Source organism: Cohnella laeviribosi DSM 21336, assembly GCF_000378425.1.
Taxonomy (GTDB): domain Bacteria; phylum Bacillota; class Bacilli; order Paenibacillales; family Paenibacillaceae; genus Cohnella; species Cohnella laeviribosi.
This window is the reverse complement of record NZ_KB899820.1, coordinates 100,178-117,391: the sequence shown is the minus strand read 5'-3', so window position 1 is coordinate 117,391 and position 17,214 is coordinate 100,178. Positions and strand designations below refer to the sequence as shown.

Annotated in this window: 20 protein-coding genes; 18 read left to right on the top strand and 2 right to left on the bottom strand. The window is 60.9% G+C overall.

The features are described 5' to 3' along the window. From F560_RS0110815 to F560_RS0110805, 3 genes are all read left to right on the top strand, one after another. A partial coding sequence (locus tag F560_RS0110815; RefSeq protein WP_019005753.1) for a sugar ABC transporter ATP-binding protein occupies positions 1 to 1,469 on the top strand: 1,469 nt, incomplete at its 5' end. Then, positions 1,466 to 2,455, top strand: a complete 990-nt coding sequence (locus F560_RS0110810; RefSeq protein WP_019005752.1) for an ABC transporter permease — start codon at positions 1,466 to 1,468, stop codon at positions 2,453 to 2,455. The genes F560_RS0110815 and F560_RS0110810, both read left to right, overlap by 4 nt. 155 nt (positions 2,456 to 2,610) lie before the next feature. Continuing rightward, positions 2,611 to 3,144, top strand: a complete 534-nt coding sequence (locus F560_RS0110805) for a type 1 glutamine amidotransferase domain-containing protein (protein WP_019005751.1) — start codon at positions 2,611 to 2,613, stop codon at positions 3,142 to 3,144. Positions 3,145 to 3,248: 104 nt separating this feature from the next. On the opposite strand, the gene F560_RS0110800 is transcribed toward F560_RS0110805, so the two are convergent. Both F560_RS0110800 and F560_RS0110795 read right to left on the bottom strand, forming a co-directional pair. Next, on the bottom strand, positions 3,249 to 3,800 hold the full coding sequence (locus tag F560_RS0110800) for an ImmA/IrrE family metallo-endopeptidase (protein WP_019005750.1): 552 nt from the start codon (positions 3,798 to 3,800) through the stop codon (positions 3,249 to 3,251). Positions 3,801 to 3,997: 197 nt separating this feature from the next. After that, positions 3,998 to 4,375 (bottom strand): helix-turn-helix domain-containing protein, encoded by a 378-nt coding sequence (locus tag F560_RS0110795; RefSeq protein ID WP_019005749.1) that lies wholly within the window; start codon positions 4,373 to 4,375, stop codon positions 3,998 to 4,000. 240 nt (positions 4,376 to 4,615) lie between these two features. On the opposite strand from F560_RS0110795, the gene F560_RS0110790 reads away from it, so the two are divergent. From F560_RS0110790 to F560_RS26065, 15 genes are all read left to right on the top strand, one after another. Further along, complete coding sequence (locus tag F560_RS0110790; protein ID WP_019005748.1) at positions 4,616 to 5,200, top strand: sigma-70 family RNA polymerase sigma factor; 585 nt, start codon at positions 4,616 to 4,618, stop codon at positions 5,198 to 5,200. Positions 5,201 to 5,310: 110 nt separating this feature from the next. Further along, entirely contained in the window at positions 5,311 to 6,162 is an 852-nt protein-coding gene (locus F560_RS0110785) for a hypothetical protein (protein WP_026298218.1), read from the top strand. 11 nt (positions 6,163 to 6,173) lie between these two features. Beyond that, a complete protein-coding gene (locus F560_RS0110780) occupies positions 6,174 to 6,365 on the top strand; it encodes a YqzN/YkzM domain-containing protein (protein ID WP_019005746.1) in 192 nt (63 codons plus the stop codon). 1 nt (position 6,366) lies between these two features. Further along, the gene (locus F560_RS0110775; protein ID WP_019005745.1) at positions 6,367 to 7,815 is read left to right on the top strand and encodes a phage tail sheath subtilisin-like domain-containing protein; all 1,449 of its coding nucleotides are present in this window, start codon (positions 6,367 to 6,369) and stop codon (positions 7,813 to 7,815) included. Positions 7,816 to 7,830: 15 nt separating this feature from the next. After that, positions 7,831 to 8,238, top strand: a complete 408-nt coding sequence (locus F560_RS0110770; RefSeq protein ID WP_019005744.1) for a phage tail tube protein — start codon at positions 7,831 to 7,833, stop codon at positions 8,236 to 8,238. A gap of 33 nt (positions 8,239 to 8,271) precedes the next feature. Next, positions 8,272 to 8,682 carry a phage tail assembly chaperone gene (locus tag F560_RS0110765; RefSeq protein ID WP_019005743.1) on the top strand — a complete coding sequence of 137 codons (411 nt, stop codon included), beginning with the start codon at positions 8,272 to 8,274 and terminating at the stop codon, positions 8,680 to 8,682. Positions 8,683 to 8,705: 23 nt separating this feature from the next. Beyond that, positions 8,706 to 8,855, top strand: a complete 150-nt coding sequence (locus tag F560_RS25940; protein ID WP_019005742.1) for a hypothetical protein — start codon at positions 8,706 to 8,708, stop codon at positions 8,853 to 8,855. Further along, entirely contained in the window at positions 8,848 to 11,007 is a 2,160-nt protein-coding gene (locus tag F560_RS0110755; RefSeq protein ID WP_026298217.1) for a hypothetical protein, read from the top strand. The genes F560_RS25940 and F560_RS0110755 overlap by 8 nt, the downstream gene beginning before the upstream one ends. A gap of 35 nt (positions 11,008 to 11,042) precedes the next feature. After that, complete coding sequence (locus F560_RS0110750; RefSeq protein WP_019005741.1) at positions 11,043 to 11,684, top strand: LysM peptidoglycan-binding domain-containing protein; 642 nt, start codon at positions 11,043 to 11,045, stop codon at positions 11,682 to 11,684. After that, positions 11,681 to 12,646 carry an XkdQ/YqbQ family protein gene (locus F560_RS0110745; protein WP_019005740.1) on the top strand — a complete coding sequence of 322 codons (966 nt, stop codon included), beginning with the start codon at positions 11,681 to 11,683 and terminating at the stop codon, positions 12,644 to 12,646. Before F560_RS0110750 ends, F560_RS0110745 begins: the two co-directional genes overlap by 4 nt. Then, positions 12,639 to 13,058: a hypothetical protein gene (locus F560_RS0110740; protein WP_019005739.1), complete on the top strand. Its 420-nt coding sequence runs from the start codon at positions 12,639 to 12,641 to the stop codon at positions 13,056 to 13,058. The genes F560_RS0110745 and F560_RS0110740 overlap by 8 nt, the downstream gene beginning before the upstream one ends. Next, positions 13,051 to 13,503 (top strand): DUF2634 domain-containing protein, encoded by a 453-nt coding sequence (locus F560_RS0110735; RefSeq protein ID WP_019005738.1) that lies wholly within the window; start codon positions 13,051 to 13,053, stop codon positions 13,501 to 13,503. The genes F560_RS0110740 and F560_RS0110735 overlap by 8 nt, the downstream gene beginning before the upstream one ends. A 183-nt stretch (positions 13,504 to 13,686) precedes the next feature. Next, positions 13,687 to 14,799 (top strand): baseplate J/gp47 family protein, encoded by a 1,113-nt coding sequence (locus F560_RS0110730; RefSeq protein WP_019005737.1) that lies wholly within the window; start codon positions 13,687 to 13,689, stop codon positions 14,797 to 14,799. Further along, positions 14,792 to 15,358 carry a YmfQ family protein gene (locus tag F560_RS0110725; RefSeq protein ID WP_425393280.1) on the top strand — a complete coding sequence of 189 codons (567 nt, stop codon included), beginning with the start codon at positions 14,792 to 14,794 and terminating at the stop codon, positions 15,356 to 15,358. Before F560_RS0110730 ends, F560_RS0110725 begins: the two co-directional genes overlap by 8 nt. Positions 15,359 to 15,370: 12 nt before the next feature. Next, on the top strand, positions 15,371 to 17,170 hold the full coding sequence (locus F560_RS26065) for a pyocin knob domain-containing protein (RefSeq protein WP_019005735.1): 1,800 nt from the start codon (positions 15,371 to 15,373) through the stop codon (positions 17,168 to 17,170). Positions 17,171 to 17,214 lie beyond the last annotated feature (44 nt).

Sequence of the window (17,214 nt, the reverse complement as noted above, 5' to 3'; positions counted from 1 at the left end):
TTCCGGGCGTCAAATCGCTCGACAACGTTCATTTCGAGCTGCGGAAAGGCGAAGTTCATGCGCTTGTCGGCGAGAACGGCGCGGGCAAATCCACGCTGATGAAGATTATCGGAGGGGTCTACAAGCCGGATGAAGGCGAGATCGTATACCGGGGCCAAATCGTCCAGTGGCAAAGTCCCCAGCAGGCGAGAAACAGCGGAATCAGCGTCATCCACCAGGAATTGAAGCTGGCCGCCAATCTGTCGGTCGCCGAGAACGTGCTGATGGGCACCGACCTGCCGCGCAGCCGGTTCGGCTTCATCCGCTGGGACGAGATAAACAGCCGCGCCAAGGAGCTGCTCGAATCGATCGGCTCGGATCTCGATCCGAAGCGCAAGGTGTCCACGCTCAGCGTCGCGCAGCAGCAGATTGTGGAAATCGCGAGAGCGCTGTCGATTCGGGCGGACGTCATCATTATGGACGAGCCGAGCGCAACCTTGACCGGCAAGGAGATCGAACGGCTGTTTGCGCTGATCCGCATGCTGAAAGCCCGCGGCGTGGCGATCGTCTACATTTCCCACCGGATGGAGGAAATCTTCGAAATCTCGGACCGCTGCACCGTGCTGCGCGACGGGCAATGGATCGCGACCAAGGCGACGAAAGACACCGACGCCCAAGAGCTGGTCCGGCTGATGGTCGGCCGGGACGTGTCCCACATTTTCAATACCGTCAAAACGACCTATGCGCGAACTTCGGAAACGCCGCTGCTGGAAACCGTCGGCTTATCCGACGGCAAGCGGTTCGCCGACGCTTCGCTTACCCTGTATCCAGGCGAAATCGTCGGCATCTCGGGGCTTGTCGGCTCGGGCCGCTCCGAATTTCTGCTGAATCTGTTCGGCGTCACCCGGGCTGCCGCGGGCGAAATCCGGCTTGCGGGAAAGCCCGTAACGCTGCGCTCCCCGCGCGACGCGATTCGCCACGGCATCGCGCTGGTGCCGGAAAGCCGCAAGGAGCAGGCGCTGTTCCTCCAACTGGGCGTCGGCGAAAACATCAGCGTGCTGAAGCTCGGCGAGGCCGGCAGGGCCGGATTTATCCGCCGGTCCGCCAAGGAGAAGCTCGAGCGGGACTACCGCGAGAAGCTGGGGATCAAGACGGCTTCCTTGAACACGCGGATTGTCAACCTGAGCGGCGGCAACCAGCAGAAGGCGATCATCGCCCGCTGGCTGACGATCGCCCCCCGCGTCTTGCTGCTGGACGAACCGACCCGCGGCGTGGATGTCGGGGCCAAGGAAGAAATCTATTCGATCATCCGGGAGATGGCCGCCTCCGGGCTGGGCATCATCGTCGTGTCGTCCGACCTTCCGGAAATCTTAAGCATCGCCGATCGGGTTTACGTGATGCGGCAGGGCCGATTCGTGGCCGAGCTTCGCGATTCCGCGATCAATCAGGAAACGATCATGCTGCATGCGACAGGAGGGCAAGTGTCATGAGCGCCAATTCGACTTCCATCGAGAGCGCGGCGGGGAAGCGGAGCTCGCCGCTTCGCTTGAGCGGCATGCTCGACAAAATGGGCATCTTCGTCGTGGTGATTTTCATCTGCGTTTTGTTCGCCGTATTGGACGAGAACTTCCTTACCTGGTCCAATATGATGAACATGACGCGGCAGACGGCGATTAACGCGATTCTCGCCGCCGGCATGACCTTCGTGATTTTAACCGGGGGCATCGATCTGTCCGTCGGGGCGATCGTCGCGCTTTCGGGCGTGACCGGGGTTTACTTTACGCAGTATTTGCCAGCGCCGGCCGCCATTCTGATCGGCATCGCGGTCGGCGGCGTCGCCGGCTATATCAACGGCTTTTTGACCGCCAAATCACGGTTGCCCGCGATTATCGTCACGCTCGGAAGCATGACGTATTTGCGGGGCATCGCGTACGTCGTGACGGGCGGCTACCCGCTTATTCTCACCAACTCAACGTTTAAAAATCTGGGCCAGGGCTATCTCGGTCCCGTTCCAATTCCGATTATCATTATGATCCTGGTCTATGCCGTGTTCTTCGTCGTGCTCAAATATACCGTGTTCGGCCGCAACGTCTACATGATCGGGGGCAACCCGGAGGCGGCGCATCTGACCGGCATCAAAGTCGTGCCGCGCATGACCGGCGTTTATACGATCAGCGGCATCTGCGCGGGCATCGCGGGCATCATCCTCGCGGGCCGCCTGCTGTCCGGCCAGCCGAACGTCGGCTCCGGGTACGAGCTGGACGCCATTGCGGCCGTCGTCCTCGGCGGAACGAGCCTGAGCGGCGGCGTCGGCACCATCTTCGGCAGCCTGTTCGGCGCCTTGTTCATGGGCGTGCTCAGCAACGGCCTGACGCTGCTTAGCGTGCCGTATTACTGGCAGCTGATCATCAAGGGCATCGTCATCGTGATGGCCATCTACGTCGACCGTCTTCGCCAGAAGAATGCCCGGACTTAAACGCGCGGGCGGATGGTTTGAAGGCTCTCCACGCTTTAGGCGGGGGGAGCTTTTTTCGCGAAGACATGCGGCTTGCGGCCGATTGCGTTTTATCTGGTTTCGTATGCCGGTCCGCTGGGCAATATAACCGCAAACGGCAAAAGGAAGTGAACAGCATGAAGCAAAGTCTCCGCAAAGTCGCCTTCCTGCTCGCGGACGGTTACGAAGACTCCGAGATGATGAACCCTTATGACGCGATTGTCGAAAACGGCAACGACGCCGTCATTATCAGTCTGGAAAAAAACAAAGAGTTGAAGGGGAAAAAGGGAACGATCGCCTACCGCTCCCATCTTGCGGCCAAAGAAGCGAATCCCGACGATTACGAGGCGGTCGTGATCCCCGGCGGGCAATCGCCGGCGGCGCTCCGCGAGGATGAGGCGGTGCTCGGCTTCGTCAAGCGGGCGCATGACAAGGGCGTCCCGATCGCCGCCATTTGCCACGGCCCTCAGGTGCTGGCGAGTGCGGGTCTGCTCAAAGGCAAAACGCTGACCGGCTACCCCGGCATCCGGGGCGAGATCGAAGCGGCGGGCGGGACGTTCGTCGACCGGGAGGTCGTCGTGGACGGCAATCTGATCACGTCCCGCGGCCCGCAGGACGAGCCGGCGTTTATCAAGGAGATCATCGACAAAATCGGGGTTTCGGCATACTGATCGTGAGAACGAAAAAGATCCGCCCGGACCGGCACGGACGCCGCCAAGTTCCGGCGTTTCCGGCCCGGGCAGGCTCCCCGCGAAAGGGACGGCGAACCTCATGTCTATGCCCAATCGCCGACCAGGCAGCCGCGGCCGGCTTGCAGCTTCTCGTGCCGCTCGAACTCCTCCCACAGAATCGCTTCGAACGTCCGCCGCTGGATCTGCTCGAGCCTGCGGCTTGCCATCGCGAAGGTGACGCCGAACCGCGAAGCGATGTAGGCGACGGCTTCGTTTTTCCGCTCGGGCAAGGGCATGTCCTTCAGCATGTAATACGGCATGGAAGCGTACAGCGTAAACCGGTTCGCTTCCGCTTCCTGGTGCTCGAGGAACGATCGGGGCATCAGCGTCTGATTGCCGGCGTGGCGCAGGATATGGCACAGCTCGTGGAGAAAATCCGCCCACTGCTCGGCGCGGCCGAGCCGCTTGTCGATCAGGATGGTCCGCATGCCCATCCATTCGAGCGCTCGGCTCGTCACGTCCAGATAGTGAACCCACACGTTGAGGCGGGAGGCGACCTCGTCGATCGTCAATTGTCCCGGCGTCAGAATACCGGCTTTGCGCCACAGATTTTCAATCCACTGTTCGAATGGAGTCGGGCGATAATATCGAAGCATGCGAGCACCTCATCGAAAAACGGGAATGTATGTTCGTCTTTTCAGGATAAATAAGGGCCCAGATGGGCCTGTTATTTTGCGTTTTTTGATCTTTCCTGCGCTTGCGTCCTCATTTCGGCGGCTCGGCTCGCCTCTACTGCCTGTTCGTTTCCCGCGAAAGGCTCGCATCCGCCGCCTGCTCATGCCTCCCGGACGCCTTATTCCCCTTGCCGGTCTCCCGGCTTGCGGCCTTTCTCCTTCTCGCGAATGAACGCCCAAAACCGGAGCATCTCCGCTTTCCGCTCCTCCGGGGCTTCCAAATAATCTTTGAAAAAAACGCCGTGTTCCGGGTTCCGGATAAATTCCTCGAACGCTTCGGACGTGCCCGGGTCCGCCTCGTCGGTCCGTCCGAGCAAATAATCGACCGTCGTGCGGTAATATTCCGCGAATCGGATCAGCATCTCGGGTTCGGGCTTGCGGGCGTCGGATTCGTAACGGGAGAGCTGCACGTTGCTGATGCCAAGGTCCCTGGCCGCGTCGATCTGCGTCTTGCCCATGCTCTCTCTGCGTTCGCGAAGGCGCTTGCCCAGCGTCATGAACATCTTCCTTCTTTCGGGATTAAGGTGATTCCATTTTATCATATTTTCCTTTTTGGCAAAACAATAAATTTCAAATAGCAAAAATAGATTGACATTTACCTAATTGGCAAACTATAATCGAACACACGTTCTCATTATGGAATTGTCTGGGAACGATGTTTATTCGGTCGCGATGGTTTTGGAATAGGGTTGGTTTGCCAATTTGGCAAAAAAAGCGGAGGGAGCGAGGCGAAGGAAATGGAGAAGGAAGCGAAACGCTGCGGCAAAACGATCGATTTGGGAAAAGCGACGGCCGACAATTACCGGAAAACGAGAAGAGGCTTGCTGCTTGCGGCCGACCGGCTGACGCGGGAAATCGCGGCCCTGGAGCCGATCCGTTCGGCCGGTCAAATGGACAGATGGCTCGAATTGGAACGGCAGCGCAAGCTGGTGCTCGAAATGATCGACAGCTGCAGTTACGTCATCGAATGGCTGGAGACGGGCAGGCGTCCGGGCAACCGGAGGGGAATCGAACGGCGTTCGGGCGTGCAGCGGGAGATTTTGACCGATCCGTCCCGTTTGCCTGCCGTTGCTCCGGTTTGCCGTCAGGAAGAAGTCGCCGATGAAGGCGGGGAGGAACGCCGGCGCCGGATCGAAGCCGCGCTGCGGGGGCTTACCGAGCGGGAGCGCGAATGCTACGTGCTGGCCCATGCCCAGTGCTATTCCTACGCGGAAATCGCCGCTCTTCTGGGCATCAGCAAGTCCAGCGTATCGACCTACGTGCTCAGAGCGCAGCGGAAAATCGCGGCGAACGTCGGCGGCTCGGTTTTTCTCGTAGGATGATGTCGTACGATTGCCACCTATAGACGAGAGGAGCGAACAAATGTTCTCCTCCCAAAAACGAAGCGTAGGAGGCTTAGCGAAGATGGCGGCAAAGGATGTGGCAGTTCGTCATGAGACACGCAATCCGTCAGCGCTTGTCCGCTGACATTCCCGACATCGGCGGGCGGGTGCTCGAACCCCATGAGGACTACGCCTCGATCAGCAAGCCTTATCTGGTCGTTCGGCAGGGCAGAGAAACCGGGAGCGGCGGGTTTCCGGGGTTTCGGCGGCGCTACGAAGTGGAACTGCACGAAGCCGGGACGGCGGGCTTTGACGCGGTGGACCGCCTGGCTGCAGCCGTCATCCGGTCGCTGGACGAGCGGTCGCTGACGGACCCGGATACGGGGGATGTCTTCTTCTGCCGGTATATCGGTTCGTTCGGCCGGGACCGCGTGGACGAGGAGCGGCAGACGCTTTCGCGGACTCTGAGGTTCGCGGTGGACGCCGTTCAACCGGCCGCCATGGCCGAGACGGCGCCGAGCGATCCTTGGCTGGAAGCGGTCGCCGCCTGGACGGCGGCTCAGCTCGGGCAGCCCTGGCAGGTATGCCTCAACGAATGGCCAAGCTCCTATGGCCGTCCCGCCGTCCTGTGGAGATTGGACGGCTGGGAGGCAGGGGCGGGCAACGCGGCGGCGCTGGTCGTCCGCAAGCGCCTGATCGGCCACGTGGAGGGCCGATCAGACCAGGAGGAGCGGGAGGCGGCGTCGCGGCTTGCCTCGAGCCTGAAGCTGGACGGCAAGATCGTGCTGGCCGAGGCGGACCGGCGGTGGCTTGCCGTGGAGGAGAGCAAGGTAAGATTCGGCGCCGATCCCGTCAGGGACGGGCAGCTTACGGTCGTCCTGTCGCGCCGGGTCAAGCGGGAGCATTTCGCAACCGACGCTCCGCTGATGCGGGAAGTGTTTTTCAACGAAATCAGGTCATGAGGTGAAGCTCTGTGGCAGAGAAGAAACCGGCGGCTACGGCCGCCAAATACGGCCGCGAGGAGCTCGCGGCAAGCTCCGCCGTCCTGTTCGGCGTGCCGCCGGAGGTTCTGGCGGGCGCCTTGCACGGCGTGGACAAGGAAGAGCTGACGGTGGCGGAAGCGAAACGTTTCGTCAATCAATTTTTGGACAGGAAGGTGAAGTAAGATGGCGGGAGGCAACTGGAGTGCGACGGATTTGCCGGTGTTGCCCGGCTTTTATATGGCGTTTCGTTCGGCGGCGACGGCCGCGATCGGACAAGGAGCGAGGGGGACGGTCATCCTCCCGGTCAAGGCGCATTGGGGTCCGGTGCGTCAGATCGTGGAGCTTGCGAATGAAAACGAGGCGATCGAGACGTTCTCGGCGGACGACAGCGGCGGCGCGACGGCGTATACGACGCTGAAGTTCGCGCTGCTGGGCGGCGCCAGCAAGCTGCTCGCGTACCGGCTGACAGACGGCACGGACGCGAAGGCTTCGATCACGCTTACGGACAACGCGACGACGCCGGCGGAAGTGCTGAAGCTCGAAGCCAAATACAGCGGCGAGCGCGGCAACAAGTTCCGGGTGACGGTGCAGACAAGCGCGGCCGATGCCGGGATGAAGGAGCTGAAGCTGTACGAAGGCACGAAGCTGCTTCGCACCTTCACGTTCGCGGACGGTTCGGTGCAGGCGGCCGTCGAGGCGATTAACGGCGACGCCGCCAACAAGTGGATCGTCGCGACGAAGACGGACGACGGCAACGGCACGCTCGCCAGCGTAACCGGAGCGGTTCTGACTGGAGGCAAATCGGGGATTTCCGGCACTGCGAACAGCGACTATATTTCCGCATTTGCCGAATTCGAGACGCAATCGTTCAACACCGTGGCGCTGGACGGCGTATCCGACGCGGCGCTGCTTGCGAGCGCGGCGGCCTGGATTGCCCGCATCCGCGAGGAAGGCGCAGGCGCGGTATTGGTCGTCGGCGGCTCCGCCGCGGACGACAAAGCGGCCGACGCCGTGAGCAAGGCCATCGCCCGCAGCGCGGGCTTCAACAGCGAAGGCGTCGTCAACGTCGGCACCGGCGTGAAGCTGGCCGGCGTGGAGTACAGCTCCGCCCAGACGGCCGCTTACGTCGCCGGCCTGATCGCGGGCCAGAGCCTGAACCAGTCGACGACGTATGCGTCCGCTCCGTTCGAGGACGTGACCCGGCGCTGGACCCGTTCCGAGCAGGAGCAGGCCGTTCGCGGCGGCGTTTTCCTGCATATCCACGACGGACGGCAGGTCAAGGCGCTTCGCGGCATCAACACGCTGGTGACGCCCGGCGAAAATCAAAGCAACGCCTGGAAAAAAATCCGGACGATCCGCGTCATCGACACGATCAATTCGGATCTGCAGCGTACGGCCGAGGACCATTACATCGGCAAGGTGAACAACACCGAAGAAGGCCGCCTCGCGCTGATCGGCGCGTGCAAGCAGTATTTGCAGACGCTCGCCCAGGCCGGCGTCATCGAAGCGGAGGGCTACGACGTTTACGTCGATCCGGCGTTTACGCCGGAACCCGATCAGGTCTTCCTGAAGTGGGAAGCGAAACTCACCGACGTGGTGGAACAAATTTTCGGCACGTTTGTCGTGCAATAAGGGGGATAACGGAACATGATGGATCCGACCAGAGCCATTCTCGGCACTTACGGGCAAGTGTTCATCGACGGGGTGTGGCAGACGAACATCAACCATCTGGAGGCTTCGGTCGAAGTCGAGAAGCGCGAGCTGAAGCTGTCGGGGGCGGAGTGGACCGTCCACAAGCTCGGCGCCAAAAAAGGCACCGGCACGATGAGCGGCTTCAAGGTGACGAGCGATATGATCCGCCGCGGCTTTGCGAAATTCGAAATCATCAACAAGCTGGCCGATCCGGAAAGCTACGGCTTCGAGCGGATCAAGCTGATCGGCTGCGTGGCCGACAAAATCCAGCTCGCCAACTGGACGGCGGGCGAGGAAGTCACGGAGGAGACGGCCTTCACCTTCGAAGGCTACGAGCTGCTCGACCCGATTGTCGCAAGCTGACGATAACGTTACGATCGCGAGGAGGACGAAGACATGTCGACGGAAATGGAGTTGTTGACGGAAGAGCAGGTGCTGCAGCGCCTGCTTGATGCCGACACGCTTCCGGAGCGGACGGTGCTGCTGGAGCGGCTCGGCATTCCGGTGAAGTTGCGTGGGCTGACCGGCAAGCAGGTGTTCGGCATCCGCGAGCGCTGCACGGAGCGCAAGGAGAAGCGGGGACAGACGATCGAACGGCTGGACGAGGAGCTGTTCAACGTTTCGCTGATCGCGGCGAGCACCGTTTCCCCGAACTGGGGCAACCCGCAGCTGCTCGCGAAGTTTCAGGCGAGCACGGCGGAGGAGGTCATCAAGCGCATCCTGCTCGCGGGCGAACTGTCCGCGCTCGGCGATGTCGTCCTTGACCTGTCCGGCTTCAACACCGAGCTGGAAGACGTAAAAAACTGATCCGCACCGGGGCGATCGCGGGCATGCTGCATGCGATTTGGGTGCGGCACCACCTTCGCCCCGGCGTCTTCTGGCGGCTGCCGCGCGGCGAGCAGCTGTTCCTGATGGCGAGCATGGAGCTCGAACTGGAAGCGGAGCAGGCGGCGTCCTCCGGACGGAAGGGAGGTGGATGAGATCGCTGAACAGAAACGGGCCGGAATCGATATGGTTATCGATGCCGGCGGTATGTCCAAGGCGGCGGGCTCGCTCCGCACGCTGGACAAGTATTTGGAGCGGCTGCGGAAGCGGACGGAGCAGCTCCGGAAAGGGACGGAGCTGCTCGGCAAGCTCACGCTGACCACGTTCGATAAAGTGGACGCGAAGATGGAGCGCCTCTTTCGGCGCCTCGACGCGCTCAGCCGCAAGCGGGTCCGCATCGGCATTGCGCTGAGCGACTGCCTGTGCGTCCCGATCGCCAACATTCGCAAGAAGCTGGACATGCTGGCAAGCGCGTCCTGGGAAGTGAAGCTGAAGGCGAAGTTCGAGGCGGACATAAAAGCGCTTGAGCGCATCAAGTCGATGGCCGAAACGACCGTCAAGGCCGCGCTGGACGTGAAGGCCAAGATCGAATTGGACGAAAAAGTGCTGAAACGGATAAAGTCCGTGATCGAAGCGACGGTCAAGGTGGCCGTGGACGTAAAGGCCAGGCTGGACCTTGTTGCGGCGGTTCGGATAGCAGGCGGCAGGCAGGATGGCGGCGGCGCGGACGGTAAGGGCAGCCCGGATGGCGATAAGAAGGACATCCTCACAGAAGGGTTGGAGTTCTTTAAGGACACCTTAAAAGACGCGGCGAAGGACTTGCTGAAACAAATCATCATGCCTTCCAATACGCCTTCCAATCCGCCTTCCGTCATCGTCAAGTGCATTTGCGAGTGCAAATGCAAAGACAAATTCCGGGGCCCCGATCCCAACAAAGCGCAAGCGCAGGCCATGCCGGTGCCCAAAGCGGAAAAGCTTCCGGATGTCGTCGGCTTTCCGCTGCCGCAGACAGCAAAGCCGAGGCTGCCGGAAATTCCCCGGCTTCCCGAGGGGCCTGAGCTTCCCGACATCAAACGGCTGCCCGGAAAAACGAGATTGCCGCAGCCCCCTGAGGTCGACACCCCGGCCGAAATCAAGCGTTTGCCGCCATCCAAACCCGCCGCGGGCCCAGGTTCGGACGTTCCCAAATCGTCGGGCAAAGTCGTTGCTTTCCCGGGAACGGCGGCCGCCAAACGGGCTTCCGAAACGGCCAGACCGGCTCGCGAGCTGCCTTCAGCGGCCATCGTGGCGGGGCCGGTTGGCGGAGTCGGGTCATGGGCCAAGCGAGCCTTCAAAGCCGCCGGCAAAATTGCGCGCCCGCTCGGAGTCATTGCGGATGTGGCCGACATTGCGTCGACCAGGCCGGGCAAAGAGCGAAACAAGGCGATCGGCCGTACGGTCGGGAGCATAGCCGGCGGGGCGATCGGGTCAGCGATCGGATCGTTCGTGCTGCCCGGTATCGGCACCGCGGCGTTGGGCATGGCCGGAAGCGCGGCCGGCGAATGGGTCGGCGAAAAAATCGGCGGAGCCGTGAACAAAATCAAAGGATTTATGTCCTTTGGCAAAAAGAAGAAAAAGACGGGAGCGGCGGCAAAAAGCGAAAGCAAAGTCATTCCTTTGCCCAGCCGTTCGGAAACGGCCACGGCCCCCGGGCTTGACGAAAGCGGAAAAGCCTCATCCCCTGGCGGCTTCGTGCGGAACCGGGCCGGCCCAAGGCGGAGCAACCTCTTTACCCGGCTGTTTGGCAGAGGCGGCCAGCAGGCGCCATTGCCCTTGGCGGCGACCGTGGGCGGACTGATCCAAGGGGCGGCCGGGCTGTTCAAAGGAAGAAATGCCGCCGTCGGTACGGCAGCCCGAAGTTTGGCGGGCCGGGCGGCCGGCGGCGCGGCTTTGCCGGGAATCGGAGCGCTGGCGTTGGGAGCGGCGGGAGGCCTTTCCGGCGACTTGATCACCGGATTGTTCGGCAAGCTCGCGAGTCTTTTCCGCAAAGAAAACGAACCGGCGGCTTTGCCTGCCCCCAGGTCCCGGAGTCTGGCTCCGCAGCCTTTCCCGGCCTTCGGGGTCGGCATGGCACCGGCTGCGGCGGCTGGTGCGGCAGCGGGGGCGAGACCGGTCATTCAACAGCCTGCCCCGATCAACATCAGCGTGGCGGCCGGCGCGGTCCAGTTGACCGTGAAGGAACAAGAGCTGGACTACAACGCCATAGCGGCGCAAATTACCGCCAAGCTGTCCGCTTCCATTCAACAATCCCTGGAAAACAGGGTTTAACATACAGGTCGGTCCATTGAAAGAGGGGAGCGCACATGGACATTTATCTCATTGACGCTTCCGGAGAGAAATTTCATTTCCCCGTGAATCCGGAAGAGATTTCGATCCGGCGCGACAAGCAATTCGAGACGTTCAACCTTTTGTCGCTCGGCGAAGTGGACGCGGCTCAGCAGGAGAAGGTGAAGGAAATCGCCTTCTCTTCTTTTTTTCCCAAAACCTATGATCCTTCCTACTGCCGTTACCGGAATATTCCCGATCCCCGGACCGCCATGAATAGGCTGACGATCTGGATGAACAGCAAGCAGCCCGTGCGGCTCCTCATTACGGATACGGGGGTCAACGTCCTGGTGTTCGTCGCCGCTCACACGTCCGTGTTCAGAGGGGGCGAGCCGGGCGACATCTCGTTCGACGTCACCTTCCGGACCTGGCGGGAGATGAAGGTGCGCACCGCGGCGGCCGCCTCGGGAACCTCGGGTTCGGCAGCCAAAGCCGCCCGCCCGGACACGAAGCCGGTGCCGAAGGTGGTTACGGTCGCGGCGGGAGACACGCTGTCGGGCATCGCGAAGCGGGAGCTGGGCTCCAGCTCCAAATGGAGCGCCATCTACGAGAAAAACAAAGCCCTGATCGGCAGCGATCCGAACCGCATTTTTCCCGGACAAAAGCTGGTGATGCCATGAGCTACGAGGTGGTGTTGGCCGACAAATATTATCTTCGCGACCTGATCGAAGAGATCACGCTGGAAGATTCGCTGGAGGAGATCGCGTACCGGGCAAGCATTCAGCTGGCGGTTACGCCGGATTTTCCGGGGATCGCGCCCGGGCAACCCATCCGGATTTCGGGCGTCCCGTACGGCTCGACGGGCATGAAATACCTGCTCCACCCCGGCATGGTATGGGAATGCACAAGCTTCAACAGCGGAACCAAGCGAATGACCGTCACCGTTTACGACCGGACGATCTACCTGGCCAAGTCCGAGGACGAGCGGCTTATGCCCGCCGGGCAGACCGCATCGCAACGCCTGAAGCTGTACGCCAAAGAATGGGGCATTCCGGTCGGCAGCGTTCCCGATACCCGAATTACGCTTGCGCGGAGCATGAAGCGAAGCCAGTCGATTTTTTCCATGATCCAGGGAGATTTGAAGGAGACGGCGGAAAAAGGCGGGGACCTGTACAGGGCCCGGATGACGCCGGAAGGGCTGTCTTTGGTGAAAATCGGCGGCAATGCGGAAGTTTGGGAGTTGGCGGAGGTCGAGTCGGTGGCCCAGACCCGGACGCTGGAAGGCGCGGTCACGCAGGTGAAGGTGCTGGGCTGTCAAAGCGGGGACGACAAGCTGTCTCCGGTGCTGGCCGTGGTCAAAGGCGAGACCGCCAAATACGGCACGCTGCAAAAGGTGCTCCAGGACGCTTCGGTCGAAACGGTCGCCCAGGCGCAAAAAGCCGCCAAAAATTTGCTGATGGGCATGCAGGAAACGTTCTCGGTCACGGCTCCCGACATCAACACGATCCGCGCGGGCGACAAGGTGCGGCTGAACGGAATGGACCTGATCGTTCATTACGTCAAGCATCGGCTGGGCACGCCGGGACATATGGAGCTGGAGCTGTCCACGGAGCCGAAAGTAAGGAGGGACTTCTGTGTCTGATCCGTTCAAAAAGCTCGTGTCCACGCTCGAAAGCCGCATGGCCGGCCTCGCCTCCAAGGCGGTGTCGGGCTTGCCGGCCGAGCTGGGGACGATTACGGGGGGCGGGCTGAAGCTCGATTCGTTTAATCACGCCATCCCGGACTATCTGGTGGCGGATTGGCTGGCGAAGCTGCACGTTCCGAAGTTTTCGCTGACGGGGACGATGACGACGCCGGTTCAGGCGGACGGAACGCCGTTGCCCGGCGCGAGTGTGTCGCAGCCGATCCGCTTTGACTTTGACGAGACGGAAGTGGAGGAAGTGCGGCTCAACTGGCAGGAAGGCTTGCGCGCGGGCGACCGGGTGCTGGCGGTGCCGGTGAACAACGGCAGCCAAGCCGTCGTCGTCTGCAAGGTGGTGGGCGCGGGTGGCTAATCTGTTTCCGGAAGAAGAGGCGGCTGTCGAGGCGGCGGAATCCGAGGAAAACGAGGTCAAGTTCGGCAGCGGGGTTCGCTTCGATTATGACGCGGGGGAGTTCGTGCTGACGCCTACCGGCCGGATCGCCGAAGCGGAAGGGGCGGATGCGTGGCTGGAGTGGTGCCGCAAGGCGCTGCAGACCGAACGGTACCGCTACCTTGTCTATTCGCGCAATTACGGCCAGGAGTTCGAAACGCTGATCGGGCTCGGCCTGTCGCGCTCCGCCGTGGAGAGCGAAATTATGCGCATCACGACCGAAACGCTGATGACGGACCCCCGAACCGAGTCGGTTGGAAATTTCGCGTTCGACTGGCAGGGGGATCAATGCTTCTTCACCTGCGAAGCGCGGAGCGTGCGGGACGACTCGATCGTGCTGCAAGGCAGTCTGGTGAATGCGGTGTGATTGAAGCTAATGGATTTGGGAGCCGTATTGCCGCTCCTTGCCGGGAGCGTGGGTTGAAACCGCAACGGCATCCCTACTTCAACTTCACCGTCCGTTCGTCTGAGCGGGCGGTTTTTCGTTCATTCATCTCATTCATGCGTCCCGGAACGCCGAGGACGCGATTACGGAAAGCGTGGTGACGGTATGGCGGATTTGCCGGATTTTTTGCAGGACCAGACGGAGGAAGCGATTCGCCGGCGGATGCTGGCGCGGGTGCCGGACCATGTGGACAAGTCCGAAGGGTCTTTTATTTGGGATTCGCTGGCTCCTGCCGCTTATGAACTATATATGTCCGCGAATTGGGCGCAGGAGGTGCTGAGGCGGGGCTTTGCCTCGACGACGTTTGGCGGCTATCTCGATCTGCGCTGCGAGGAGCACGGGGTGACGCGCCGTCCCGCCAAAGCGGCGGAAGGCCAAGTTCAATTCAGCGGCGAGCCGGGGACAACCGTCCTCGCAGGGACGCGTGTGGCCACTTCCGCGGACCCGGTCAGCGGGACGCCTTCGATTGAATTCGAAACGACGGCCGAGGCGGTTTTGAACGCGCAGGGAACGGCCCTCGTCGGCATCAAGGCGGTCGAGGCGGGCAGCTTGGGCAATGTGGCGGCCGGCGCGATCAACGTTCCCGTTTCGTCCATTCCCGGCGTGACGGGCATTTCCAATCCGGCTGCCACGACCGGCGGAGCGGAGGCCGAAAGCGACGCTTCGCTGCTCGAGCGGCTGATGCTCAAAGTCCGGAGTCCGGGAACCAGCGGCAACAAGGCGGACTACGTGCAGTGGGGGCTCGAGGTGGACGGGGTTGGAGGCGTGCAGGTGCAGCCTTTGTGGAACGGGCCGGGAACGGTCAAGGTTTTTATCATCGACAAGGAAAAACGGGCGGCTTCAAGCGAACTCGTGGCAGCGGTGCAAAACTATATCGCGCCCGACCCCGCGGCCGGATCGGGCAAAGCGCCGATCGGAGCGAGCGTCACCGTCGCTTCCGCCGAGGAAATCCCCATTAACGTCAGCGCGAAGCTGACGCTGGTCTCCGGAGCGACTTTGGGCCAGGCCCAGAGCGCGATTGCCCAGGCTTTGCGGGATTATTTGCGGGAGCTGGCTTTTGCCGATTCGGTCGTGCGGTATTCGCGGCTTTCGGCGTTTTTGCTGGACATTCCGCAGATCGTGGATCTTTCCGAACTCACCCTGAACGGGGGGACGGGCAACATCGAGATCGGGCTTGGCCAGGTGGCCGTCGCCGGGACGGTGAATGTCCGTGTCTGATGGGGTGACGAGTGCTAGCGGCCGGCGGATCATGACCTATTTGCCGGGGTATTACGCCACGTCCCGGATCATGAGCGCGATTGCGGATGCCCAGGGAACCGAGCTGGATCGGCTGCAGCGGGCGCTGGACGAGATTTTGGACCAGTTTTTTGTGGGGACGGCGACTTGGGGATTGGATGTGTGGGAAAAAGAGTTCGGCATCGAAACGGATGCGTCCAAACCCTTGGATCAGCGCAGAAGCTACCTGATTTCCAAAATACGGGGAACCGGAACGGTGACGGTCGAGCTGCTGAAAAGCATCGGGGAATCCTACGCCAACGGCAAAATCGAAGTGACGCAGCAGCCCGCTTTGTACCGTTTTACGGTCAAGTTCGTCGACAGCGTCGGTTTGCCGCCCAACCTCGACGATTTGAAAGCGGCGATCGAAGAGGTGAAGCCCGCTCATCTCGAGGTTCAATACGCCTATCGTTATCTGACCGTCTCGGAAGTGAATCAAATGACGATCAATCAACTTCAAAGCCATCCGCTAACGGACTTCGCGCCGTTTTTGGATGGGTAGGAGGGGGATATCATGCCGGTCTTTACATCGTTATGGAATCTGTTGAAGAAAAACCCCGCGACCGACGGCGCCGACACGTTTAATATCCAGACGATGCTGAACGACAACTGGGACAAAATCGACGCCGCGCTCGGGTTAAAGGCGGTCAATGCCGACGTTCGGGCGGCCACGACCGCGAATATCACGCTTTCGGGGCTGCAAACGATTGACGGCGTCGCGCTTGCCGCGGGCGACCGGGTGCTGGTCAAAAACCAGACGACAGGCAGTCAGAACGGCATTTATACGGCAGCGGAAGGTCCCTGGACCCGGGCAACCGATGCCGATGTATCCGGCAAATTGGCCAGCGGCCTTTTGGTATATGTCAAGGAAGGCTCGTCCAACGGGAAAAAGCAATGGCGCTTGTCCAACACCGGCCCCATCACGCTCGGGACGACGGCTTTGACCTTCGAGCTTGTCGCCGGAGCGGGCTCGGCTACGGATGCCGTCATCGGAAACCGGACGATTACGGACACGACGGCGCCGGCCGGCGACAGCGGCACGCTGACCAGCCTGTTCGGCTGGCTTGGCTACATGATCAAGGCGATCACGGGCAAAAGCAGTTGGCGCACGGCCCCTGCGACGACGCTTGAAGCGGCCAAAGCGCATATGGATGCGACAGCCGTACACGGAGCAACGTCTTCAGCGGTAGCAGATCGTATACCGATCCGGAATGCTGACGGAACATTTAGCGTAGGTGTCCCTACTTTGGGATCGCATGTCGCTCGTTTAGACACCATTACACAATTTGGGCTCGGTGCTACATCGTGTCCTATTTTGGCTGACGCTAATCTTTCTCCTACCTCTCCTACAAGTTTTTATACTTGCAAGGTAGGAACCACTTTGAATACTCCGGCGGACGTGAGCGCTGACGGTTCCCTCCTCCATATTGCTCGCGAGGGTAGACCATCGCAGATTTTCTTCCACTACAATAGCAACAGAGCGTTCATGCGCGGGTATACAACTAGCGGATGGCAGCAGTGGACAGAAATTGAGACAACTGCAGGTTCTGATGCAAAAGTAAGCGCCGTTCAATCGAACTTAGCGGCGCATATTGGGTCGGGCGGTACGGCGCATGCGGTGGCGACGACGTCGGCGGCGGGGTTTATGAGTGCGGCGGACAAGGTAAAACTTGATGGAATCACAGACGGAGCAACCGCCGGTACGGCAACGCCGCTCATGGACGGTACAGCCGCGGTCGGCACCAGTACGGCATATGCTCGAGAGGATCACCGGCACCCGACGGATACGACAAGAGCGCCGCTGGCATCTCCTGCCTTTACCGGCACGCCAACCGCACCGACTGCGGCAGCAGGGACCAACAACACCCAGATCGCGACGACGGCGTTTGTACAAAACGCTATAAACGATGTCAAATCCACATCTCTCGGCTACGGCACGACGGCGGGAACCGGCACGGCCTACACGCTGACGCTTAACCCGGCGCCGACCGCACTTGTATCGGGTATGCGGGTGACAATTAAAGTGCATACGGCCAACACGGGAGCGGCGACGCTCAACGTAAACGGACTCGGGGCCAAGTCGATCAAGAAGGCAAATGGAAACGATGTAGCGGCTGGAAACCTTAAGGCCAGTGGTGTCTATACGCTCGTTTACGACGGCACAAATTTTATTTTACAGGGTGAAGGGGGGGAGTACGGCACAGCGACGGCGGCGGATGTATTGGCCGGGAAGACCATCGGAACGGAAAACGGGCTTGTGAATGGGACGATGCCGATACTCGTCATATTCGCAGCTTTTGGACTGGGAAAATGACAATGAAGATCAACGAGTAGCAGTTACGATTCCGAGAGGTTATT